At 37.1% G+C, this 23657-nt stretch carries 25 protein-coding genes; 16 read left to right on the top strand and 9 right to left on the bottom strand.

Annotated elements, in window-relative coordinates:
* The first annotated feature begins 27 nt into the window (after positions 1-27).
* Positions 28-900 (top strand): tRNA glutamyl-Q synthetase, encoded by an 873-nt coding sequence (locus ALPR1_RS10325; RefSeq protein ID WP_008200489.1) that lies wholly within the window; start codon positions 28-30, stop codon positions 898-900.
* A 48-nt stretch (positions 901-948) separates the two neighbouring features.
* On the opposite strand, the gene ALPR1_RS10320 is transcribed toward ALPR1_RS10325, so the two are convergent.
* The 4 genes from ALPR1_RS10320 to ALPR1_RS10305 all read right to left on the bottom strand — a co-directional run bounded on the left by ALPR1_RS10320 (position 949) and on the right by ALPR1_RS10305 (position 4544).
* Positions 949-2430, bottom strand: coding sequence for a S10 family peptidase (locus tag ALPR1_RS10320; protein ID WP_008200488.1), 1482 nt, complete (start codon positions 2428-2430; stop codon positions 949-951).
* An 88-nt stretch (positions 2431-2518) separates the two neighbouring features.
* Positions 2519-3220: a potassium channel family protein gene (locus ALPR1_RS10315; RefSeq protein WP_008200487.1), complete on the bottom strand. Its 702-nt coding sequence runs from the start codon at positions 3218-3220 to the stop codon at positions 2519-2521.
* Between the two features lie 10 nt (positions 3221-3230).
* A complete protein-coding gene (locus ALPR1_RS10310; protein ID WP_008200486.1) occupies positions 3231-4025 on the bottom strand; it encodes a PhzF family phenazine biosynthesis protein in 795 nt (264 codons plus the stop codon).
* A 3-nt stretch (positions 4026-4028) separates the two neighbouring features.
* Positions 4029-4544 (bottom strand): DinB family protein, encoded by a 516-nt coding sequence (locus ALPR1_RS10305; protein ID WP_008200484.1) that lies wholly within the window; start codon positions 4542-4544, stop codon positions 4029-4031.
* 68 nt (positions 4545-4612) lie between these two features.
* Between ALPR1_RS10305 and ALPR1_RS10300 the strand changes: the two genes are divergently transcribed.
* The 5 genes from ALPR1_RS10300 (at position 4613) to ALPR1_RS10280 (ending at position 9891) form a co-directional block, all read left to right on the top strand.
* Complete coding sequence (locus tag ALPR1_RS10300) at positions 4613-5959, top strand: M28 family metallopeptidase (RefSeq protein WP_008200483.1); 1347 nt, start codon at positions 4613-4615, stop codon at positions 5957-5959.
* A 101-nt stretch (positions 5960-6060) separates the two neighbouring features.
* Positions 6061-6606: a ferritin gene (locus ALPR1_RS10295; protein ID WP_008200481.1), complete on the top strand. Its 546-nt coding sequence runs from the start codon at positions 6061-6063 to the stop codon at positions 6604-6606.
* Positions 6607-6854: 248 nt separating this feature from the next.
* Entirely contained in the window at positions 6855-7490 is a 636-nt protein-coding gene (locus ALPR1_RS10290; protein WP_008200479.1) for a hypothetical protein, read from the top strand.
* 224 nt (positions 7491-7714) lie between these two features.
* The gene (locus ALPR1_RS10285) at positions 7715-8731 is read left to right on the top strand and encodes a hypothetical protein (protein WP_008200477.1); all 1017 of its coding nucleotides are present in this window, start codon (positions 7715-7717) and stop codon (positions 8729-8731) included.
* Between the two features lie 68 nt (positions 8732-8799).
* Positions 8800-9891 carry a formylglycine-generating enzyme family protein gene (locus ALPR1_RS10280; RefSeq protein ID WP_008200475.1) on the top strand — a complete coding sequence of 364 codons (1092 nt, stop codon included), beginning with the start codon at positions 8800-8802 and terminating at the stop codon, positions 9889-9891.
* Positions 9892-9963: 72 nt separating this feature from the next.
* On the opposite strand, the gene ALPR1_RS10275 is transcribed toward ALPR1_RS10280, so the two are convergent.
* Positions 9964-10551, bottom strand: a complete 588-nt coding sequence (locus ALPR1_RS10275; protein ID WP_008200473.1) for a riboflavin synthase — start codon at positions 10549-10551, stop codon at positions 9964-9966.
* A gap of 115 nt (positions 10552-10666) precedes the next feature.
* Here ALPR1_RS10275 and ALPR1_RS10270 point away from each other — a divergent pair, with 115 nt between their 5' ends.
* The 7 genes from ALPR1_RS10270 to ALPR1_RS10240 all read left to right on the top strand — a co-directional run bounded on the left by ALPR1_RS10270 (position 10667) and on the right by ALPR1_RS10240 (position 17691).
* On the top strand, positions 10667-11323 hold the full coding sequence (locus tag ALPR1_RS10270) for a protein-L-isoaspartate(D-aspartate) O-methyltransferase (protein WP_008200469.1): 657 nt from the start codon (positions 10667-10669) through the stop codon (positions 11321-11323).
* Positions 11324-11416: 93 nt separating this feature from the next.
* Positions 11417-11944 (top strand): acyl-CoA thioesterase, encoded by a 528-nt coding sequence (locus tag ALPR1_RS10265; protein WP_008200467.1) that lies wholly within the window; start codon positions 11417-11419, stop codon positions 11942-11944.
* Positions 11945-12023: 79 nt separating this feature from the next.
* Positions 12024-12587, top strand: a complete 564-nt coding sequence (locus ALPR1_RS10260) for a hypothetical protein (protein WP_008200465.1) — start codon at positions 12024-12026, stop codon at positions 12585-12587.
* 1 nt (position 12588) lies between these two features.
* Positions 12589-12906, top strand: coding sequence for a DUF3817 domain-containing protein (locus ALPR1_RS10255; protein ID WP_008200463.1), 318 nt, complete (start codon positions 12589-12591; stop codon positions 12904-12906).
* A gap of 3 nt (positions 12907-12909) precedes the next feature.
* The gene (locus tag ALPR1_RS10250) at positions 12910-13932 is read left to right on the top strand and encodes a hypothetical protein (RefSeq protein ID WP_008200461.1); all 1023 of its coding nucleotides are present in this window, start codon (positions 12910-12912) and stop codon (positions 13930-13932) included.
* 100 nt (positions 13933-14032) lie between these two features.
* Entirely contained in the window at positions 14033-16807 is a 2775-nt protein-coding gene (locus ALPR1_RS10245) for a M14 family zinc carboxypeptidase (protein WP_008200460.1), read from the top strand.
* A gap of 131 nt (positions 16808-16938) precedes the next feature.
* Entirely contained in the window at positions 16939-17691 is a 753-nt protein-coding gene (locus tag ALPR1_RS10240; RefSeq protein WP_008200458.1) for a hypothetical protein, read from the top strand.
* A gap of 54 nt (positions 17692-17745) precedes the next feature.
* Here ALPR1_RS10240 and rfbA read toward each other — a convergent pair whose 3' ends face one another.
* Positions 17746-18609, bottom strand: coding sequence for a glucose-1-phosphate thymidylyltransferase RfbA (rfbA, locus tag ALPR1_RS10235; protein ID WP_008200456.1), 864 nt, complete (start codon positions 18607-18609; stop codon positions 17746-17748).
* A gap of 72 nt (positions 18610-18681) precedes the next feature.
* Here rfbA and ALPR1_RS10230 point away from each other — a divergent pair, with 72 nt between their 5' ends.
* The 3 genes from ALPR1_RS10230 (at position 18682) to ALPR1_RS10220 (ending at position 21972) form a co-directional block, all read left to right on the top strand.
* Positions 18682-19950 carry a glycosyltransferase gene (locus tag ALPR1_RS10230; RefSeq protein WP_008200454.1) on the top strand — a complete coding sequence of 423 codons (1269 nt, stop codon included), beginning with the start codon at positions 18682-18684 and terminating at the stop codon, positions 19948-19950.
* 8 nt (positions 19951-19958) lie between these two features.
* Complete coding sequence (locus tag ALPR1_RS10225) at positions 19959-21449, top strand: glycoside hydrolase family 32 protein (protein WP_008200452.1); 1491 nt, start codon at positions 19959-19961, stop codon at positions 21447-21449.
* A gap of 274 nt (positions 21450-21723) precedes the next feature.
* On the top strand, positions 21724-21972 hold the full coding sequence (locus ALPR1_RS10220; RefSeq protein ID WP_008200449.1) for a hypothetical protein: 249 nt from the start codon (positions 21724-21726) through the stop codon (positions 21970-21972).
* 30 nt (positions 21973-22002) lie between these two features.
* On the opposite strand, the gene ALPR1_RS10215 is transcribed toward ALPR1_RS10220, so the two are convergent.
* The 3 genes from ALPR1_RS10215 to ALPR1_RS10205 form a co-directional block, all read right to left on the bottom strand.
* On the bottom strand, positions 22003-22476 hold the full coding sequence (locus tag ALPR1_RS10215; RefSeq protein WP_008200447.1) for a hypothetical protein: 474 nt from the start codon (positions 22474-22476) through the stop codon (positions 22003-22005).
* Between the two features lie 127 nt (positions 22477-22603).
* Positions 22604-23074, bottom strand: coding sequence for a hypothetical protein (locus ALPR1_RS10210; protein ID WP_008200445.1), 471 nt, complete (start codon positions 23072-23074; stop codon positions 22604-22606).
* A 12-nt stretch (positions 23075-23086) separates the two neighbouring features.
* Entirely contained in the window at positions 23087-23557 is a 471-nt protein-coding gene (locus tag ALPR1_RS10205; protein WP_008200443.1) for a lipocalin family protein, read from the bottom strand.
* Between the last annotated feature and the right edge of the window lie 100 nt (positions 23558-23657).

The raw sequence follows: 23657 nt of genomic DNA, 5'->3' as shown, positions 1-23657 counted from the left end.
TTTTGTGAATCTAACTAATTTGCTGGAATGGATTTTAAACTAACTCGGTTCGCACCTACTCCTAGCGGTTTCCTTCATTTGGGAAACCTTTATTCTTTTCTAGTCACCAAAGTACTAGCAGAAAGAAATCAAGCCAAGGTTTTACTTAGAATCGATGATTTGGATAGAGATCGTTTTCGTCAAGAATATGTTCAAGACATTTTTGACACTTTAGATTTTATGGAAATTTCTTATGATTTGGGTCCTAGATCTGTCAAAGAATTTGAATCAGAATGGTCTCAAATCCATAGAATAAACAGCTACCAGGAAGCTTTAGAGGAACTCCGAAAGAAGAAACAGATTTTCGCTTGTGACTGTAGCCGAAAAAGAATCCAACAATTAGATTCCTCAGGGTATTATTTGGGTCATTGCTTAGATAGAAGAATACCGCTGGACCGAGCAGATACAGCCTGGAGATTTAACACTTTCAATACGGATTTTATTAAAATAAAAACCTATCCAGAAACAGAGAACACCTTTACGATACCAGAGAATGGGGCTTTCTTTATTGTTAGAAAGAAAGATAAATTACCATCCTACCAATTAACCTCAGTAGTTGATGATGAACATTTTGGAGTAGATTTTATTGTTCGAGGATTAGATTTGCTTAGCTCTTCCCTAAACCAAAAAATAATTGCTGATAGTTTGAACCTTACAAGTTTTCAAAATATCAGTTACTATCATCACCCGCTAATTAAGGATGCGAATAATAAAAAACTCTCAAAATCAAGTGGGGCCAATTCCATCCAATTTCTTCGAAAAGAAGGTAAAACCTCAAGTGACATTTTTCAAATAATAGGACAAAGGTTGGGATTTACTCAACCGATCCGAAGCTTCCAGGAGTTTCAAGCTCTGATATGAAAAAAGGCCTTGAGATTTACCTCAAGGCCTTGAATAAGATATATTGTATCAATTATACTTTGCTGGAGTTTCAGAATCTACCATTGAGTTTTCAATAAACACTCTAATATCTTCATTAGATGTTTCTAGATCTTCCGCTCTTAGGTACATCATATGTCCACTTCTGTAACCTTTCCAACTGATTCTATCTGACATTCTACCTGCTGGATCCATCTGCCAAAGGCTATATTTTGCATTGAAGAAGTCAGTTCCTCCATCATAAAGGCCGGACTGAACCATTACATGTAAATAAGGATTTTGACGCATCGCTGTTGCTAGATCATATCCTGTATTTTCATTAGATCTATCCCATGGATGAACAGGCCCAAATAGATTGTAAGTCAAATCAGTATTGTATTCTAATGTTTCTTTTGCATAAATATTGAAAGCTGGAGCAAAGGCATGATTCCAAGCTGTCAATGCAGGGTCAAAATCGGGTCTAGAACCAGTTCCTGCTCTATCGAAACCTTTGTACCGACTATCTAGTCTACCTACAGTCATTCCTTCATCTCGCAATAGCTCTTTCCAGAAAAAACTTGTAGGAATCATCAGGTTGTGTTCCAAAACTACTTCTTTACTCAAGCCTGAATAATGAGCAAATTTCGTTGCTATGGCATCCCTTTCAGAGGCCGTCAATTTCCCTCCTTTTACCATGGCTGGCAATAATTCATCAATAGTAAAGGCTTCCACCTCAGGAAGAAAATCATCCAGGTCCTGACTTTGTAAGTCTGAATCAAGTGCTTCATGGTACCATGCAGTAGCGGCATAATACGGTAAGTAATTAGCCATTTTCACCGGTCCACCTCTCTCTATTCCCATATCAGTTGGAGATACTAGTATAACCCCATTGAAATACATCCAATGAGCATTTTGAAGTTGAGATACTAAGCCTGCCACTCGGGTCGTTCCATAGCTTTCGCCAATCAGATATTTAGGTGAAGCCCATCTTTCTTGACGGGTAACAAAAGTATTTACCCAGTCAGCCAAGTATTTGATATCTGGGTTTATGCCAAAGAATGTAGATCTCGGTGTTTCTGGATCTACAATTCTAGAATATCCAGTATTCACAGGATCAACATAAACGATGTCTGCCACATCCAAAATTGAATAGGGATTGGACTTTGTGCCATACGGTTGAACTGGGTAACCTTCATCATCAATATTTAAAACTACAGGTCCAGTATAGGCCAAATGCATCCAAATTGAAGCAGAACCAGGCCCCCCATTGAAGGAAATCACCAATGGTCGAGTGGTTTTATCAGAAATATCTGTTCGCTCGTAGTAAGTGTAAAATAAAGAGGCAATCGGCATCCCATCTTCATTCCAAACAGGTTGCGTTCCGGCAGTTGCTTTGTAAGGAACCTTTTTTCCCTTTATAGTGGTCTCGTGGGTTGTTTCTACTTTGGACTCAACTTCTATATGACGCTCAGTTTGCGCCCATGAAATCCCCATACAAAGCATCAACAAGGTTGATAAGTAAATTTTTCTCATAAGGTTGTTGGTATTGGTTACAATTCTTGAATCTACAATTGGATCCAGTAATTCCCCTTCAAAATTACACCAATGGATGATGTAAGAATTAGTTTCTACTTGCGCCTACAAGCCTGGCAATCACCACTGCCGGATACAAAATCCCAATAGTAGATAAAAATACAGACAGCATCTTTGCCATCACTTGAGTGGGATACATATCTCCGAAACCTACCGTGGTCAATGATACCAAACTGAAATAAATATATTCAGCAAAATCCTCATCAATTCCTTCCAGTTCATCTAAGCCTGCAATCCCTGAACCCGTGATCAAATGAATAATTTCAAAAACGAAAGCTCCTAATATGGCTAAAAGTAAATACACATTGATAGCTCCAATTACCCTGTAAACATTCACCTGCATATCTCTAAATAAAAGCCTAATATTCAGAAATATAAACACCAACATATTAAGTATACCTACAATCCTTTCGGATAGGTAAAATTCAAAATCCAAAGAGCTAAAACGAAGGATTCTCAAACCTAACTGAGTAAAAAACAATAAGCTGGTAAGCAAAATCAAAAGCTTTTCCCGTGAAGACCAAATCCCGGTAAAAAACAAAAACAAGAATACTACATTCACGAACAATATGTGAACCTTCCCATATTCAATAAGAATGGGTAATACGAAGACAGTGAACAGAAGAATTAACAGTAAAACTCCAAAACTGGCATCAGTCAACCAATATTCTGTAAATCTGTTAAAAGCTTTCTTTACAGGAAATTTTTTATGGTAACCTTTTCTATCCATTGCTTATTTATTAAAAGTCAATTGTGCCTTCTAGCACATGTACTGCTTGTCCACGAAGGATAACTCGGTCATCGTGTTTCTCAAGATGCAAAACTCCTCCTCTCTTAGAAGCTTGAAAGGCTTTTATTTTAAATTTTCCTGTCTTTTGGTACCAGTAATCCATCAATGCACAATGTGCAAATCCCGTTACTGGATCTTCATCTACCCCTACATTGGGACCAAAAAATCTACTATAAATGTCAAATGGCTCCTTTCCTTTTGCCGTAATGATAATACCTTCCTCTGAATTAGCCGCTATGGTTGGTAAATCAGGGATCACTCGCGTTACAGCTTCAAAATCCTCCAATTCAATAATCCAATTTTTTCGCAATTGAGAAATTTGAATCACCTTCTCTCCAAAGAAGTCATCTTTAAAATAAGGATGTTCCTCTTCAAATGTAGGGATTAGTGGAAAGTCCATTTCTAACCATTCACCGTCACTCTTGACTCTAAGTTCCCCACTTTTGGTTTGAAAATGAATGGTATCACCTGGAGTGGCCCAACCACTTTGAAGCATATGAAAAGAAGATGCAAGTGTAGCATGTCCACAAAGGTCTATTTCCAAAGTAGGTGTAAACCATCTTAAACCAAAGTATCCTGTATCCTTTGTCTTTTCTACAAAGGCCGTTTCACTCAGATTCATTTCCATTGCGATGGTCTGCATTTGTTCATCAGGAATTGACTCCTTAAGAAGACAAACTGCCGCAGGATTACCGCTGAAAGCCTTATTGGTAAAGGCATCAATAATAGAAATGGGTAATTTCATGATTTAATATTTTTCAGTGAAAATGTTAAAATGGTGTTCGAAATGACCAGGAATTATCCAAAGCAATGCTCTTGGCGTAATGGGGTTTCCATTTGCAAATCCTTCCATATCCAAAGATTCTGGAGGTAATATATTCAACATAGATATTAAGGACAATCGTTGAATTTCAAAGTCCTTCAACAAGAGCTCCACCGGAACATGCCCAAATCGGGCGTTTAATACATAAGGATCTTGGTCAAAACCCGGAAGCGAAGATTTTTCTCCTCTGGCAATGCATAAAGCTCTAAATGCCATAATCCTCTCTGTATCTAAAATATGTCCTAAAACTTCCTTTGAAGTCCATTTCCCCTCTGCATAAGCAGTCTCTGCCCATGTGTCACTTTTTGAATTAAATAGTTCTTTGAGTAAGTCAATTTGATCAAGTATGTACTTTTCGTACGCTTCACCACTTACTTTATTAAGGTATGTGGAGAAAAAATTCGAATAATCGCCTTTTTTAGGTTGCTTTAGAGTCTTCATGTAAAAACAGTCTTATTTAACAATATTAAAAGATAAATTTAAGCTGAACCTACAATCTAAAACCAAACATGAATAAATTTCTACTTGGACTTTGTCTAATCTTCCTCTATTCTGTCTCAATAGCGCAGGTAGCAGTCATTCGTGATCCTAAAATCGCAAAGATGGTATCTGAAGTATCTTCTGATTCCTTGGAAAGCTATGTGCGAACTTTAGCTTCTTTTACCACAAGGCATACCCTCAACACGAATGATCAAACAGGAATGCCTGCGGCACAACAATATGTGCTTTCGAAATTCAACTCTTTTGCTGAAAATTCCAATGGAAGAATGTCTGCAGAAATAGAACAGTTTACTATTCCCGCTGATGGAAGAAGAATTACTGAGGACTCTCCAGCTGCCAATGTAATTGCTACCCTTAAAGGAACTGACCCAAACGACAATAGGATTTTCATTATTTCTGGGCATATGGATTCCCGAAATAAAGATGTGATGGATAGTGAAGGAATAGCTCCAGGAGCAAATGATGATGGTAGTGGTACAGCTGCAGTAATTGAATTAGCTAGAGTGATGGCAAGTAGAGAATTTCCTGCAACCATTCTGTTTGTTGCCTTTACTGGAGAAGAAGAAGGACTTAAAGGTGCTACCTATCTAGCAGATAAGGCAAAAGAGCAAGAATGGGAGATCGGAGCTGTTTTAAACAATGATATTGTGGGAAACAGTGAGTCATCCGGGACATTAATCAAAGACAACTTAAAAATGCGTGTATTTTCCGAAACCATTCCTGCTTTTGAAACGGAACAAATGGAAAGAATCAGAAAATATACAGGAGCTGAAAATGACAGTAAATCACGTCAATTGGCACGGTATGTAAAAGAAATCGGAGAACGCTATGTAGACCAATTTGAAGTAAAGCTAATTTATCGAGCAGATAGATTTTTAAGAGGGGGTGATCAAACAGCATTTGCCAGAAATGGATTTACTGCTGTAAGAATGTCGGAAATGAATGAAAACTTTTACCATCAGCATGAAAATGTCAGAGTTGAGAATGGTCGTCAGTATGGAGATCTACCCGAGTTTATGGACTTTGAATACCTAAGAAAAGTAGCCGCAGTTAATATCGCCAGTTTGGCGACACTTGCAGATGCTCCCTCTGTTCCAGAGGAAGTTCAGATTGAAGTTAGAGGTTTAAGCAATTCTTCCACCTTACATTGGTCCGCTCCTGAAAAAGGTAACGCTAAAGGGTATTATGTTTTGATGAGAGAGACTTCATCCTCTATGTGGGAAAAGAAATTCTATACAGAAGAAACATCACTTACTCTCCCCTATTCCAAAGACAATTATTTCTTTGCGGTACAAGCTGTTGGTGCAAATGGTGCAGAGTCAATGGCCGTTTTTCCAGTTCCTGGAAATCGGTAATCTTAAATTGAATTAATTACAAATAGAGGGCTTCTATTCGTTTATTGGAACCCAAAGTATTAAATTTAGTTTATAAAAGAAGACAACTTTTACACTGCAATATGAAAACTAAAGAAATCGTAACGCTTCAGCGTTCACTACTAGTCGATACAGAGAAACTACTCAATAAACAGGTAGAAATGGAGGGAAAATCCTCTGCTTATTATCTATCTATGGCTTCATGGTGCCACATGATGGGCTATGATAATGCAGCAAAATACCTTTATACACATGCTGATGAAGAGCGTATGCATATGATGAAAATATTTCATTATATCAATGAAGCTGGTGGACACGCGATACAGCCAGAGATCACGGATATTCGACACAACTTCAATTCTTTAAGAGAAATTTTTGAATTGATCTTGGAGCATGAGATAAAAGTAACCAAGGCGATCAATTTGATTGTTGATCATGCATTTGGGGTAAAGGATTTTGCCACATTTAGTTTTATGCAATGGTACGTAACTGAACAGAGAGAAGAAGAAACGATGTCTAGAAGGGCCTTAGAGCTATTTGACATTATAGGAGAAGAGGGTGTAGGTCTTTGGACAATAGATCAGGAACTTGGAAAACTTCATGACGCAGCTACCCAGGTAGGTGAATAAGATTCCTTGAACCTACAGAAAAATTGAAAAAGCGGCTTTTGCCGCTTTTTTTGTATCTCTTACAGAAACTGAGAAAATGATTATTAAATTTTGCTAGAACAGAGCTTTAGAACTCTTAATAGTTCATCATCTTGAAAATAAATAAAGATGAATTTAGAAGATTATTAATCTATCACATTCTAAATTATTAATGTAGAAAAAGCGGTTTCATCACTTTTCTAAAGGGAAGTAAATTCCTAAAAAAAGTCATGAAATCATCTAAGCAATTAATTCAAAAACTTTTCCAGCTAAGTGGAATTTTCCACATTCTCTTCTTAACAGAAGCTTGTGCTCCTGTCTTTTCAGACATGCAAAGCGCAAGAACACTAGGTAAAGGAAATATAGAAGCTACCCCCTACTACACCAACTCAGGTACTACTTCTGAATATAAGGGAGTATCTCTGGCTTCTTTAAATTTTGGCGTTGGTCTTTCTGATCAGATAGATTTAAGAGGAAGGCTATCTTATTTATGGAACAATGGAGAGGAAGGAGGAGTCACGATATTTGGTGTAGGACCTAAGTTTGAAATTGTTCCAGAAAAACTGTCATTTTTCTTGCCTGTTGGGGGAACTTTTACCGGAGAAATCTGGCAACTACAACCTACCGTTTTTTACTCCCTACCTCTTATTGAAAATAAGCTTGAAACTACTATTTCACCTAAATACGTTTTTAATGTTTGCCAAGGTTGTAGTGGGTATTTCGCTACAAACCTAGGTTTTGCCTTCAGCAAAGATTTATCAAAATATGCTATTAGAGCAGAGTATGGGAGAGTGTTTGTTGAAGGTGGCGGAGTTGGGCAGTTCAGTTTGGGTTACAGCTTTACGATTAATACAAAAGAAAAGTAATTCAAGACCGGTTTAAACAACATCCTCTAAAGGTCAAATTATATCAATTTAGCCTTAGAAATATTAAATTATTTATTGCTATATCAATTTTACCAATCAAAACCTCACTCTATAAAATTTTATTCTAAATATTTAGTATTTACAACCGTTTATTCTGAATAAGAAAATATTATTATATTATATCATAATTGATTTTTTCTTTTAAAAGATATAATCTGGTTGATATGAAATCCGCTTTTGACTCTCAGGTTCAATTTTTCAACTCCCTAAAGGCGGCAATTCCTTCGTATTGTTCATTAGTAGATGCTGTAGCAGAAACCATTGATGTCAGTATTGATTCTGCATACAGGAGAATCAGAGGAGAAAAGTTATTGAACTACCAGGAAATGTTCATGCTATGCCAAAAATATAATATCTCGGTTGATCGACTATTTAGCCTCAATTCAAATACGATCGTTTTTCAAAGTAACCAAAATAAGTTTGAGAAAGACAATTTTCACAAATGGATGGAGGATGTTTATGCACAACTTCAAATGGTCCAAAGCTTCAATAAAAAACATATCTATTTCTTATTGAAGGATATGCCTCCTTGGTACCATTATTACCATAAAGAATTGGCATTATTTAAGTTCTTTTTCTGGAAAAAATCAATCCTTTACAGTGATTCGATCAATGGTAAACATTTTTCACTTCAAGATGAATGTGAGCCGGATTTGGAAGAACTTCAAAACAAAATCCTTAAAGTTTATAATAAGATTGACACCACTGAAATTTGGAATGAGGAAGGAATCAATACCACTTTAAGACAGATTCATTTATACCAGGATATGGGTTTGATTCCTGATCCTCAAGACACAATTAAGTTGTACAATTGTTTACTTGAGGTAGTAGACCATTTGGAGAATATGGCTGAGGTAGGAAAAAAATTTCCCTTTGGTGGGACACCTAATGAAGGAAGCCCAGACTATAATTTCTTTGTCAATGAATTTGTTCTGGGTGATAATACTTTTTTTGTTGAATTAGATGACATCAAAATCACTTACTTAAACTACAATGTGATCTATTTCATGGGCACCTCTGACCAAACTTTTAACGAGGGGATGTTCCAAAATCTTAAGAACCTTATTAAAAAATCTACCCAAATCAGTAAGGTAGGTGAAAAAGAAAGAAGACAATTTTTTAATAAACTAAGAAAGAAAATTTCTATTCAGATTGACTCCTTCCAAAGTACTATTGAATAAATCTTTCTGGTCAAATACCCCGTCACTTTAATTGATATTTCTTAATTTTCGGTGAAGAAAATGTAATTATGAATTATATAAATAAACCTTTGCTCCTATTAGCCATCCCTTTAATGATGTTGGCTTCCTGTGAGCAAAAGACCGAAAAAGTAATTGACGAGGAGAAAATGGTGGTTTCAAGAACCCCCGTTCCAACTCAGAAAATAGAAGGGATGTCCTGGATCCCTGGAGGTGAATTTGTCATGGGAACCAATGAAGCAGAAGCTTACCCTGCAGAAAAACCTGCCGTTGACCTAAAAGTCGAAGGCTTCTGGATGGATACCCATGAAGTCACTAATGATGAATTTGCTGCATTCGTAGAAGCAACAGATTACGTAACAGTTGCTGAAAGAAAACCTGAATGGGAAGAGTTGAAAAAACAACTTCCTCCTGGAACTCCAAAACCAGATGAATCTGTCTTGGTTCCTGGATCTATGGTCTTCTCTCCCCCACCTTATAAAGTACCGCTTCAAGATATTTCTCTCTGGTGGGTATGGGTCAATGGTGCAAATTGGAAGCATCCCGAAGGTCCTGATTCCAATATTGAAGATAGAGGAAATCACCCAGTGGTTCATGTAGCTTATGAAGATGCACAAGCTTATGCAGAATGGGCAGGAAAAAGATTACCAACTGAAATTGAGTGGGAATTTGCTGCTAGAGGTGGAGTGGATGGTAAACGATTTGCTTGGGGTGACGAGCTTACTCCAAATGGTCAATATTTAGCGAACACTTTTCAAGGAACCTTTCCCAATGAAAATTTAGGAAATGATGGTTTTGTAGGCTCCTCTCCTGTTAAAGCCTATGCCCCAAATAATTTTGGATTATATGATATGATCGGAAATGTCTGGGAATTAACTTCTGACTGGTATGATGCCCTTAAGTACGCACGCTTAGCAGGACAAGCTCCTAAATTAGATAAGGATATGAATCCTTGTTATAACCCAGACAATCCTTTTGCTATGGAGAGAGTGATAAAAGGTGGATCTTTCCTTTGTGCAGAAAATTATTGTGTCAATTACAGACCCTCAGCTAGACAAGGCCAGGCATTTGATTCTGGTACTTCCAATGTAGGTTTTAGATGCGTCAAAGACCCAGAACCAAAGACTTTAAGTTTGAAATAAATCAATCTATACACTAAAAAAGGCTGAGATTTTAATAAGTCTCAGCCTTTTCTTTTTTATGGTTAAAGGATTTTAATACCCTTTCAAAATTCTGGCAATGTATTTCCCAACAATATCAAATTCCAAATTGACCGTATCTCCAACCTCTAGTTCATGGAAACTGGTATGATCAAATGTATAAGGAATGATGGCTACAGAAAACTTCCCTTTTTCAGAATTAAAACATGTCAAGCTAGTTCCATTGATGGTAATTGACCCTTTTTCTACGGTAACATTTCCTAAACTTGGGTCATATTCAATATCAATCAACCAACTCCCATTTTGATCTTGGATGGATGAAACCTTTCCTGTTTGATCCACATGGCCTTGCACAATGTGACCATCAAACCTACCATTCGAAGGCATACAGCGCTCTAGATTCACTTTCTTCCCCAAACTCCATTGAGCAAGATTGGTCTTTTGGATAGTTTCATCTATAGCTGTAACTCGGTATGAATCCGGTTTTGTCTCTACCACTGTTAGACAAACTCCGTCATGTGCTAGAGATTGATCGATTTTCAATTCTGATGTAATACTCGACTCCAAGTCAAAATGAACATTACTGCCTTCCTTGGTAATTTTTTGGATTGTTCCTAAAGATTCTACTATTCCTGTAAACATGAGATTTTTTAAACTTCGGGCTATCAATGGTTAAGCAAAAATTGCGAAATACTAGTTCAAATTAAGCCAATTATTCTTTTATCTTCGATCAAAGATTTCAATTTAGTACCCTCAGATGCTCAAACTAGAAGATACCTACCTCCATAAAGGCAAAAGAAAAGCTCTTGTCGCATTGCTTAGAGAAAAAGGAATTAAAAGTGAAAGCGTTTTAGATGCCATTAACAACCTACCTAGGCATTTTTTCTTTGATTCTGCGCTGGTGTCACATGCATATGAAGACAAAGCATTCCCGATTGGAGAAGGTCAGACTATTTCTCAACCTTATACGGTGGCTTTTCAAACTGAACTATTGGATATTAAGCCCGGAAATAAAGTTTTGGAAATTGGAACTGGCTCAGGTTATCAAGGTACCATATTACACCTATTGGGTGCTGAGGTTTATTCTATTGAATATCAAAAAAAGTTATACGAAGGCACCAAACGGTTCTTAACAAGACTAGGGATTGAGATGAACTTATTTTACGGAGATGGATCTGAAGGCTTAGCTGCTCATGCCCCCTACGATAAAATATTAGTAACAGCCGGCGCCCCGGTAGTTCCCAATTCATTGCTAAAACAATTAAAGATTGGAGGAACATTGGTCATTCCTGTAGGTGACAGAAAAACACAGGCAATGTTGCGTCTGACTAAGAAATCCCAAAAACAGATTATTAGAGAAGAGTTTGATGGATTTGCATTTGTCCCCTTGTTAGGAAAAGATGGTTGGAGATAGAAAAGAATTAACACCAGAATAATATTCTGTTTATTAATTGATTAATTACTTTTTTCAAAATTTTATATATATTTTTGAAGCAAATTAAAAGTTATGCCGAAGAAGAAATTTGCGAAAGAGTCTGCCACAATCATGACAGAAATGGTCCTACCAAATGACACCAACACACTCAACAACTTGATGGGTGGAAAGTTGATGCATTGGCTGGATGTGGTTGCCGCTATCGCCGCACAAAAACATTCCAATAGAATCGTTGTCACCGCTTCCGCAGATAGTATTTCCTTCAAAGAGCCAATCGCTTTAGGAAATGTTGTCACTCTTAAGTCACAGGTAACCAGATCTTTCAATTCTTCCATGGAAGTTTTCATTGAAGTTATAGCTGAAGATATTCCAGCAAACAAAAAGATCATGACTCACAGAGCATTTTTCACTTTTGTAGCTGTTGACCAAAATGGGAAACCAATCGAAGTACCAGAGGTAGTCCCTGAAACTCCGGAAGAAATTGAGCATTTTGAGGGAGCTTTGAGAAGAAGACAATTGAGACTAGTTCTTTCAAAAAGAATGAAACCTGAGGATGCAGTGGAGTTGAAATCTATTTTCAACCTCACCGAACCAAAATAATCCAGAAAATTATGAAAGGGAAAAAGGTATTTGTCCCTTCTTTTTTTGTGAACAAGCGATTTTTAAGCAATTTTCCAGTATGGAAAAAATTAGCCTTCAAGAACTTCAATTTGTCATCGAAGAATCTCTTTTTTTGACGGAAGAGGATAAAAAGTCCTATCAATCAAATATCCACTCGGCTCCTGAATCTGTAGAAGAGACTGTTCAGGAAGAGCCTACCACCTATGTTCAGGAGGAACAGGAAGAGAAAGCAGAGATAACACCCATTGAAGTTCAAGGGAATTATTCCAATGGATTACTCATTCTTCATGAGGAAGAGCAAGTGAAGTCAGAACTTATGGAAATGTTGGTGAATATGATGAATGCCGTAGGTAAATCCATGAATGAAGTGGGACTTCTTTCATCTTCTAAGCTTGAAGGTAAAACGCTAGAGGATTTCAATGCGTTAAACGGACATATCATTCTGAAATTTGGCAGGATTCAACATCCAATCAATTCTGTTCCAGCCATCCCTTATGAAGTTTATACAGAAAACGAAACTCAATACCTTTTTGCTGATTCCCTTTCACAAATCTCAGAGGACAAGAATTTAAAAATTAAGCTTTGGAAAAGCCTTCAAATACTATTTAATATTAAAAAATAACATGAGTTTAACACCAGAACAGCATACATGGGCCAAAAGATTTAGATGGATTAGTCTAGTGGAAGGTATTTCATTGTTGGTTTTACTTTTCATAGCCATGCCTCTTAAGTACGTATTTGACATGCCTATGGCAGTGAAAGTTGTGGGCTGGATTCACGGTTTACTTTTTATTATCTACATCTATTCCGTATTCCCTACAGCTCATAAACTCAAGTGGGATTTTAGCAGGACTTTATTTGCCTTAATTGCTTCCGTATTACCATTTGGACCTTTTATTTTTGATAGGAATCTCAAAAAGAGTCAGCATGTAGATTTCTAGCCAATGGCCTTAATTAGCAAAAAGAAAAAAATATTTGGGATAAGCCCAGGCCTAAGAAGGTACTTGATCAAGTATTCACGCGAGGTGGACATCCCGATCCATTACCATGAGTTGCTGCGATATACCAATTCCATAGCTCTTTATGATTCCAAAGACCAGGACACGCTTTGGGAAACGGTATTTTATGATGAATCCGACAGGGAAGAGATCCATTTAAATGTCAAAAAAATCTATGCTCTTTTAAAAGCAGGTGGAGATATGTCGGTGATGGAACATTTGTATGTAGACCGAATTGATTTATGTATTTATGGTAACACTCAGCCTTTTAGAATTAGAATAGTCAATCGGATCAATGATAATTTCGATTATTTCTACATTAAAAATGCAGATGCATCAAGGGTTTATGGGCTGGAACTAGAGCATTTACTTTCACCCAATAGGATTAGCTATTTGGTCCATCAGAATACCCTGATAGAAGAACATATTGCTGGTATCCCTGGGGACAAGTTTATGCGTCTTCATATGCAAGACCCTCATCTAAACCCTATTCGACTCGCAAAAGAGTTTGTGAAATTTAATGAGCGGTGTTTTGTAAGACTTCTGGGAGACATGCATTCCGCCAATTTTGTGATCGATGTGACACCTGATTTTGAAGAAACCCATTATCGAATCAGAGCCATAGATTTTGATCAGCAATCCTATGAGGGGAAAAGATCAATCTACCTTCCCCAATATTTCAAAGAGAATAATATTCTTATCGAATTGGGAATGAAGTATATTACTCCCGAGTCAATGCATCAGTACCAAAAAGAAGAGCGTGCCTTAATTGCTCATAGATTTCGCTCCTCCCAAAAAGGGATAGATGACATTTTAAGATCAATGGAACATGATAAAATTTCTCTTCCAGAAAACATTGAATCTTTGAAAAAGGATTTGGCAAGACATTACCAAAACCCGAAGTTCTTAAGTTGTAAAAACATGGGGCATGTACTAAGAATTAGTTTAGAACAACTGCTTAATAAGTAAGTAACTTAAGAATCGATTTTTTATTTAAGGTTTACTTTCTCCCAAAGAAAAGGGCTATCTTCTAGTCTATTTTAAACATCAACCACCAAACCACACACCCATGAATAAAAGTGTTTATGTGGGTTTTCTTTTGGGAGCACTGGCATTCCAACCTCTTTTTTCTCAAACAATTGATGAGGATTATAATGCCAAAATCAAAGAATACACCACTGATCCAAGGTTTTTACCCAAAGCTGTTTTAAACCTGGTAGATCATCCAGAAATCCCTTCTCCTAAAAAATACTTCGGCCAAATCATCGGAGCACCAGGTGAAATGCATGGTACCGAGGAAATATATGGATACTATAAAGAACTGGCAGAAAAGTCACCCCACCTTTCCATCCAGCAAGTAGAAACCACTGAGGAAGGACGCCCAATCTATCTCGTGACAATCGGAGGAGACGAAAGCATGGATCGTTTAGACCACTATAAATCCCAATTAGGCAAACTATCGGACCCAAGAATTACTACACCAGAACAAGCTGAAGCAATAATTGAGGATGCAAAACCTGTTTATTATCTAAACGGAGGAATGCATTCCACTGAAATGGGCTCGCCAGAAATGCTCATGGAACTTGCCTATCGCTTGGTAACCAGTGAAGACAAAGACATTACTTATTTACGAGACAATCTGATAGTACTAATAAATCCAGTATCTGAACCAGACGGACGTGATAAGCAGGTTGATTGGTACCACCGCTATACTAAAGCAAGAACAGAGTATGATGATGGTTTTCCAAAGTCGACACCGTATTGGGGGAAGTATGTTTTTCATGACAATAACAGAGATGGACTTCAGGTTTCACAAGGAATTACCAAGGGGATTTTTAAAATCTTTTTCGATTGGCACCCCACTGTTATGCTAGACTTACACGAGTCTGTACCACTACTTTACATCTCCACAGGTACAGGCCCTTACAACGAACAAGTTGATCCTATTACCATAGGTGAATGGCAGATAATGGCCAATAGCGATATTGCAAGCTTGGCAAGTCAAGGAATGCCAGGTGCATTTACATGGGCCTTTTATGATGGGTGGTGGCCAGGATATGGTATTTGGGTGGCCAATAACCATAACTCAAATGGGCGATTCTACGAGACTTTCGGTAACGCAGGCGCTAATACCTATATGAGGGATCTTTCAAACGCCAGGTATGCAGGAGATCCTGCCACCAGTCGAGAATGGTATCGTCCCGATCCTCCTACTCAAAAAGTGTATTGGTCCGCAAGAAATAATGTCAATTATATGCAAGCTGGAGTACTTGCATCTCTTACCTATGCGGCACATAATGGTGAGCAATTGCTCAAAAACTTTTATCAAAAAGGGGTTAACTCTATTGCAAAAGGAAAAACTGAAGGTCCAAAGGCTTTTGTTATTCCTAGAGAGCAGCATGATCCAGCAATGGCGGCCTATTTAGTAAATCAATTGAGAGCTCAAAAGATCGAAGTACATCAGGCTACAAATGGCGAAAAAGAAGGTGACTATGTAGTTCTTTTGGACCAACAATATAGAAATTTGGCAGTTAATTTATTGACTGAACAAAATTACCCCAAGGAAGCTAAGTTTCCTCCTTATGATGATATTGCTTGGACATTAGGATATTTATATGGTGTAAACGTAGAGAAAACTGACAGCATCAGTTATGATTCAAATGAATTAGAACTTCTTACAGAGGATGCAGCTTATGAAGGAGAAATTTCTGGAAGTGGAAACTCCTATTTTCTTTCATACGAAGCCCAAAACACAGTGCTACCTGCTTTGTATTGGTTAAATTCTGAAAGCAAGAATATAGAGATTCAAGTACTTAAAAACTCATTTATCATTGAGGAGGATACTTTAAAAGCAGGCTCTTTCTACTTCAAAGGTCTTTCAAAAAGTGAAGCAGAAGAAATGGCTTCTAGCTTTAGCCTGGATTTAATCAAAGGATCAGAAGAGCCAGCGCCTGATAACATCCAGAAAGTCACACTTCCAAAAATTGCTATTTATCATACTTGGTTCAATACGCAAGACGAAGGTTGGTCTCGCTATACGTTTGAACAAAGGCAGATTCCCTATACCTCCATTGACAAGGATGATTTAAAATCCGGCAACTTACGTTCAAAATTTGACGTGATCCTCGTTCCAAGGGCTAGAGGAAATGGTTCCGATTTTATACATGGAGTAAGCTCTGAATTTGGTCCACTACCTTTTACCAAAACAAGTGAATATCCATCTCATGGATTTCCTGACTCTAGCCCAGATATTACAGGGGGTCCAGGTTTTGGAGGAATTGATAATTTAAGAAAGTTTGTAGAAGCAGGCGGGTTGTTGATTACCCTTGACAATTCTACTAATATGGTCACTGAAACAGGTATCACCAGAAAACTTGAATCTTATTCTGCTTCAGGATTATTTCATCCGGGTTCCGTAGTTACAGTGAAAGTAAGAAATTCAGAAAGTCCCGTATTGTATGGCTATCCAGAGACATTCCCAATTTTCCGAGGAAATGGTCCTTTGTATCAAGTAGATAAAAATGATAGAAACATGATGCTTCTTCAGTATGGCACAAAACCGAGAAAGGATGAAGAAGAGTACTCTGGACCAATTATGGGAATGCCAGATGCAGAAGTTGAAGAAAAAGAGGAGGCGGGAAGTCCACAGAAGTCTCCTCCTTATGTAAGATCAGGAATGGTAAGAAACGAGCAAACGATCATAGGCCAGGGCACAATCTTTAATGTACCTGTCGGAGAAGGTTCTGTGCTCGCATTCACCTTTGATCCTTTACACCGATATTTAAATCACCATGATTCACCTATGGTTTGGAACGCATTGATCCACTGGAACCATCTCAAATAGTACGAGAAAAAAATGCAAAAATGGCCTTTAAAAATTTTAAAGGCCATTTTTTTATAATAAATACGGCAATTGCCTTATAGACTTAAAGTTTTGCCATAAGTAAGTTTGATGAATAATTAGACTATTATTTTATGAAACTACTACGATCAAACCTTTGGATCTTTTTACTCGCTTTTGGCTTAATTTTCACCTCATGTAGTAAAGATGATGATGAGCCAACAAATCAAACGTCAACCAATGTAACCCCAGAAACTCCTGGAGATGCTGATGCCGTTTTAGCTGCCATTAAAGTTAAATCAAATACACCAGGGGGTACTCCTGTTCCTGGATTGGGTGATATCCTGATAGATGTTGCTTCAGCAAATTTCTTTTCAAGTGCTGGCGGAGGAAGTCTAACGAAAGCTGGAGATGTTATGATTAACGATTTTAGCTTGCAAACAGCGGGAAACTCCTATATCAACAAACCTACAGATATTACGCTCTCCTTAAACCCAGGTCAGGGGAATGATTGGTCTGTTTCAGGGGGTAATGGATTTGACGCTTTTAACTATTCTACGAATAAAAAAATGCCAGATGTCATTCGATTCAACAATGTTCCTGATGCTATTTCTATAACAAGTTCAGTTAACCTAGCGATTCAGGGAATTCCTGCCAATTGTGACAACATCATCTGGGTAATTTCTGATGGCAATAATGTTGTAACAAAAACAACAAAAGCAACAAACGTTACTTTCTCAGAATCAGACTTATCTGATATTAGATCAACTTCGACAGGAATCGTTCAGGTAGCAGCCTATACTACAGAATCACAATCATTTGGTGGCAAAAAAGTTTACTTTATCAATGAAACTTTAGATACTAAGTTTGTGGAAATCACTAATTAATAATTTCCATCAAAAAAGGGATTGAGTTATTATTTACTCAATCCCTTTTTCTTTTTAATCAGTAACTATTTTTCTTAAGTAAGTACCATAGCCACTTTTACCTAATTTTTCGGCAGCATGAAGAACCTCCTCTTTACCAATAAATCCATTTCTATAGGCGATTTCTTCGATGCAACCAATTTTTAAGCCTTGGCGCTCTTCGATTACTTCCACAAACTGACCTGCTTGAAGTAAAGACTGATGCGTTCCGGTATCTAACCAAGCTGTTCCCCGATTTAAAATCGCCACTTGAAGATTTCCTTCATTTAGGTAAACATTATTCACATCCGTAATCTCCAGTTCTCCTCTATGGCTCGGCTTGATATTTTTGGCTATCTCTACTACCCTATTATCATAAAAATACAATCCAGGAACTGCATAGTTTGACTTGGGCTCTGAAGGCTTTTCTTCGATACTGATTGCTTTTTGTTCCTCATCAAACTCCACTACACCGTATCGATGCGGATCATTGACATGATAAGCAAAAACTACTCCCCCATCAGGATTCGTATTTTCCTGCAGCGTCTTATGAAGGCCAGTTCCATAAAAGATATTATCACCTAAAATCAAAGCCACTTTATCATCACCGATAAATTCCTCACCGATAATAAATGCTTGAGCTAATCCATCAGGACTTGGCTGAACGGCATATTGAAAATTACATCCAACCTGAGATCCATCACCCAATAATCTTTCGAAGGAAGAATTATCTTCAGGCGTAGTGATAATTAAAATGTCTTTTATCCCAGCCATCATTAAAACCGATAAGGGATAATAAATCATCGGTTTATCATATACCGGCATAAGTTGCTTACTCACAGAAATAGTCAGAGGATATAATCTAGTACCAGATCCCCCTGCTAAAATGATCCCTTTCATATAGAATTAATAAAAATCAACAGTAGATTAAGGTGGTAAAACTACGGATTGCTTCACAATTTAAAAATTAGCATGAGAATTCTACTTGTTTCTATAGGTACCAGAGGTGATGTTGAGCCTTTTTTAGCTCAGGCAGAACTTTTAAAAGAAGATGGTCATGAAATTATTTGCCTGTTTCCAGAGCAGTTTCGAAAAATGGTGGAGGGATTGGGTTATTCTTTTATTGGTTTTGATAAAAGATTCCTTGAAATGCTTGAATCTACAAGTGGAAAAGCTGTTATGGGAGGAGGTGGAGGCTTCAAGCAATTAAAAGGGTACCTGACATTGATTAAGGATTCATTTAAAATCCAAGGGTTAATAGTTCAGCAACAAAGGGATGCCATACAGAGCACGAATCCTGATAAAGTCCTTTTTCACGCGAAGGCATTGTACTGTTACCTTGCTGCAATGGATCAACCGGATAAATTCATCCTACTTTCCCCTTTGCCTTGCCTCACTCATCCTTGCTCCGAATTTCCGCATATAGGTTTGGCCAAATGGAAGCCAATATCTCCCAAGTGGAATATGAGGAGCTATCGATTAGTTAATTTTGCTAGATACCTATCGATGGCTAAATTATTAAAACCATTTAAAAGGAAATTCCCAAAAGTTGATTTTAATAGAAGGAACCTTTTAAAGTTTGAGAATGAAATCTTAAAAACTATTTACACCATCTCGCCAACGCTTTTCCCAAAACCTGAAAACTGGCCTTCCACTGCACATATTCCTGGGTATTATTTTAGAAATCAGGTGAAAGATTTCCAAGTTGACGAAAACCTGGAGAGTTGGATCGCTCAATACCCTAAAGTGGTTCTTTTGACATTTGGATCAATGACCAACCCTAAACCTAAAGAGCATACGGAGTTGTTCTTAAAAGAGCTGGTAAAGCATAAAATCCCCACCATTGTCAACCTTTCTTGGGGTGGTTTACAAAGAATTGAACTGGAGTCAGATTACTTGTATTATGTAGAACAGATTCCTTATGATTGGGTTCTGCCTAAAATGTATGGAATGATACATCATGGTGGATCTGGAACAACCCACCAAGCCGCTGTAAATGGTTGTGTTCAAATGATTATTCCACATATTATTGATCAATATTTCTGGAATCGTTTAATAGCTAAAAGAAATTTGGGACATTTGGGGATTAGCATTCATAAAATCAATTCAAGGGACTTCGAAAATGCATTAGTAGATTTCTGGACCAACAACCAGTATAAAATAAATGCCTCAAAGGTTGCTCTCGAAATGAAAAGTGAAGCAAAGAAAGAAGAAATCATTCAACTGATCACCAGCGATTAAGAACCAAAATGAAAATCTTTAGAACCCTATTTACCTTCATTTCTGGATCTCTGATCCTGTTTTCATGCCAGTCAAACCCTGAGATCACTTTCAAGGAATCTGACAAAGAAAACTATAGGCCTGAATATCATTTTACTCCATCCAGCGGATGGATGAATGACCCTAATGGCTTATTCTATTATGAAGGGGAATATCATCTTTTCTACCAATATTATCCTGACTCAACTGTATGGGGCCCTATGCACTGGGGGCATGCTGTATCACCTGATTTAGTAAAATGGGAGCATTTACCTATCGCTTTAGAGCCTGACAGTTTAGGCTATATTTTCTCTGGTTCGGCAGTAGTGGATTTAGATAATAGTTCAGGATTTGGTTCTTCAGAAAGACCTCCAATTGTAGCAATTTTCACTTATCATGATGCCAAGGCTGCAGGTGAAGGAGAAATTGATTATCAAACCCAAGGCATAGCCTACTCTTTGAATAGAGGAAGGACTTGGAAAAAGTATGAGGGAAATCCAGTCATCGCTAATACAGGAGATATAGATTTCAGAGACCCAAAAGTTACAAGACTCCAAAGAGAGGATGGCAGTAGTTATTGGAATTTGACCTTGGCAGTAAAAGACGAGATTCAGTTTTTCAGTTCAGAAGATTTAATCCATTGGAAAAAGACCGGAAGTTTTGGAAGAAATATAGGAGCTCATGGAGGAGTATGGGAGTGTCCAGACCTAATACCCATGAAAACAGAATCTGGAGAAGATAAGTATGTCCTTTTAGTAAGTATCAATCCAGGAGGTCCGCAGAAAGGTTCTGCTACACAATATTTCATTGGTGATTATGTGGAAGGTAAATTTATTCCAGATGACACTATGATCAGATGGCTTGATTATGGGCCCGATAACTACGCAAGTGTCACTTGGGATAACAGTTCTGAAATTAATGATAATCCTATCGCCATAGGATGGATGAGTAATTGGCTATATGCACAAACTGTCCCTACCCTATCCTGGCGCTCAGCGATGACTGTAGCAAGGGAACTAAGCCTATTTGATGTGGATGGTACCTACCTATTAAAATCTTCTCCTGTCAATACTTTAGAGGACCTTAGAAAAGAGTCTTATACTATTTATGAAAGTTCAACTTTACCATCACAAGCAGTAGAAATTTCTGCTTCTGTAAGTGAAGGAGACACTTTTAGAATCGTGATTAGCAATGAACTTGGAGAACAGGTCATAATATCAAAAGAAATGGGCTTAGTCTCTGTAGATAGAACCAATGCAGGAAATTCTGACTTCAACAGGGAATTTGCTGCCCTGCACTCCGCTCCCATGAGTTGGGAAGCAGAAGAATTAACAATTTTTCTGGATGCCCACTCTTTAGAACTTTTTATAAACGATGGGGAGTTGGTCATGACCTCAATTTTATTCCCTTCCAGCGCCTGGAAGACTATGGATTTTTCCGAAAACTTAAAGAATGTAAAATTATTCCAACTTCAAGATTAGTTTGATAAATTGCCCTTAGTTGGATTTAAAAATATCATTTTCTGAAAAGTGATTTGATTTTTGATGAGTTTTTGAGAACCTAACTAATGATACTTATCATCCTAGGCTCTTTTAGAAAGAAATTATTTTAAACCTCAAAGCACTGTAGTGCAATTTATTACGTAGGTAATTCTAAAGTTCGTATTTACTGTAGCTTTTTCGAAAATCTAACGTGTAGTTAATAAGTTCAAAATTTTATTGTTCCTAAACGATTCAAACTTTAATCAATAAAGAAATGATTCAACAATATGCTCTTTTAAAAAAGGCGGTAGAAGTTTTTCATTCTTATGGAATTTATCTCAATGGAAAGCACAAGAATGCCCATTTCATTCAGCAACTTCATATGGATCCGATATTTGTAAATGGTTTAATCTTCGAGCTGGAATACCAACTCCAGATTTTTATTCAGGAGGAAAAACTCGGAGAGGTAAAAACCCCAAAAGATCTTATTAGCTTATTGATTAGTATCCCACAAGAAAACTAAGCGTTTCAAGAATTTACTCTTTGTTAATTTTCATTTAACTTTTTTAAATGGGCTTTCTTCTAGGCATACTGCATCTGGAGGACAAATAAACTGTAATTCTGAAAAATTGGCATTAACTAAGAATTCAGATCCTTTTGTACTAGTTTGTACTAAGACTAACCTATTTTTTTCATCAAAAAACTTCTGGATATCTCCAATTTGAAAATAAGACTCATGAAAAACCGTGAGTACATCCTCATTTAACAAAAAACTGCCCGTAAAGAAATAATTATAGCCAAGGTCAATATTCTCTCCTTTTTTCTGAATAAGCCCCTTCCCTGTAATAAAACCTCCTGCTTTGAGTTCCAAGCTGTGAGTCAAAACATATTCATCATTTTTTATAGAAGTCTCCATTTCATAGAAGCCTAAAACAGCTTGAGCTGGTGTCAATTCTACATCCTGTTTCTCCTGACAGGAAATAAGAGCACAAATAGCTAGAAAATAAAAGATGCTTTTTAATTTCATTCTGAGGAATCAGTTTTTACAAATCTAATTTACTGAATTTCAACAACTAAATCCTAACATCATTTTCCAGACATAAAAAAGGCTGGTTCCAAAATTGAAACCAGCCTATTAGATTAGGATAATGTTTTTAATTGATGCGATCATAAACCGAAACTTCAACACAAAAAGCGTTTGGAGGACAGATATAGCTCAAAGAACTAAAGTCCTCTGCAACTTTCAGCCGGAATGCAACAGCGTTATCTGTTTCCATCAAATCAAGTTCTTCCTTTGGTACAAACGTGATGTCCGGATCTACTAATGAATACTTTTCATCATAATTTAGCTCAATTACACCGTCTGACATTGTAAATGTACCCTCACCATAAAACTGATATCCTAAATCCTCTGAACCACCTTTTTCTCGAACGGACCACTCATGAATAAATGAATTACCGGATTCTAACTTTATTGTCTGTACCACATCATGTTCCTCAATTAATTCATCTAGAACTTCTTGGTAGGTCCCCAATACTGCTTCACTTGGGTTAAGTTCATCATCTTCATTGCAGCTTACAAAAAAGAAGCATAAGAGTAATAATAGTAATGGATAGCTTTTCATAAATTAAAATTATTAATTGCTCTTGGTATAAATGATATTTGCGCAATTGGCATTGGGTGGACAAATAATATGAAGCTCTGAATAGTTTTCCTTTATTAAATAGCTAACTAATCCATAGTCCTCCTCTTGATAAATAAGATCATCTTTTGTTAAAAAGAAGGAATCCGTGAAGGAGTTGTTAAAAATCTCTCGCTCTTTGATGATCACTTTATCTTCTACTAATTCATATTTCCCGTTGAAATAATAGCGGTACCCCAATAATTTATCTGTTTTTGTATTTGTGGTTATACCTTCACCATATACCCTACCGTCAGGTTTAAAAACCAAACGATCAACAAAATCAAGCTCGTAGTTATTACCCACTTTTTCCATTTTAAACTTCCATTCTCCTTGAAGCTCATCCAAAGGGGTAATCTCTTGGTCATCTTTGCAGCTAAAAAGCGATAAAAGCAGCGCCCCGGCAATAAATAATTTATAATTCATTTAAAATCTTTTTGGTGGTGAAAGAGTAAAAAACTATGAAATAAAAACACTTAAACTAAAGACGCAGCTCAATTGAAAAATGCTACATTTTAATAAAAAT

Origin of the sequence: Algoriphagus machipongonensis (genome assembly GCF_000166275.1) — a bacterium.
GTDB lineage: Bacteria > Bacteroidota > Bacteroidia > Cytophagales > Cyclobacteriaceae > Algoriphagus > Algoriphagus machipongonensis.
This window is presented reverse-complemented; position numbering and strand designations above follow the sequence as displayed.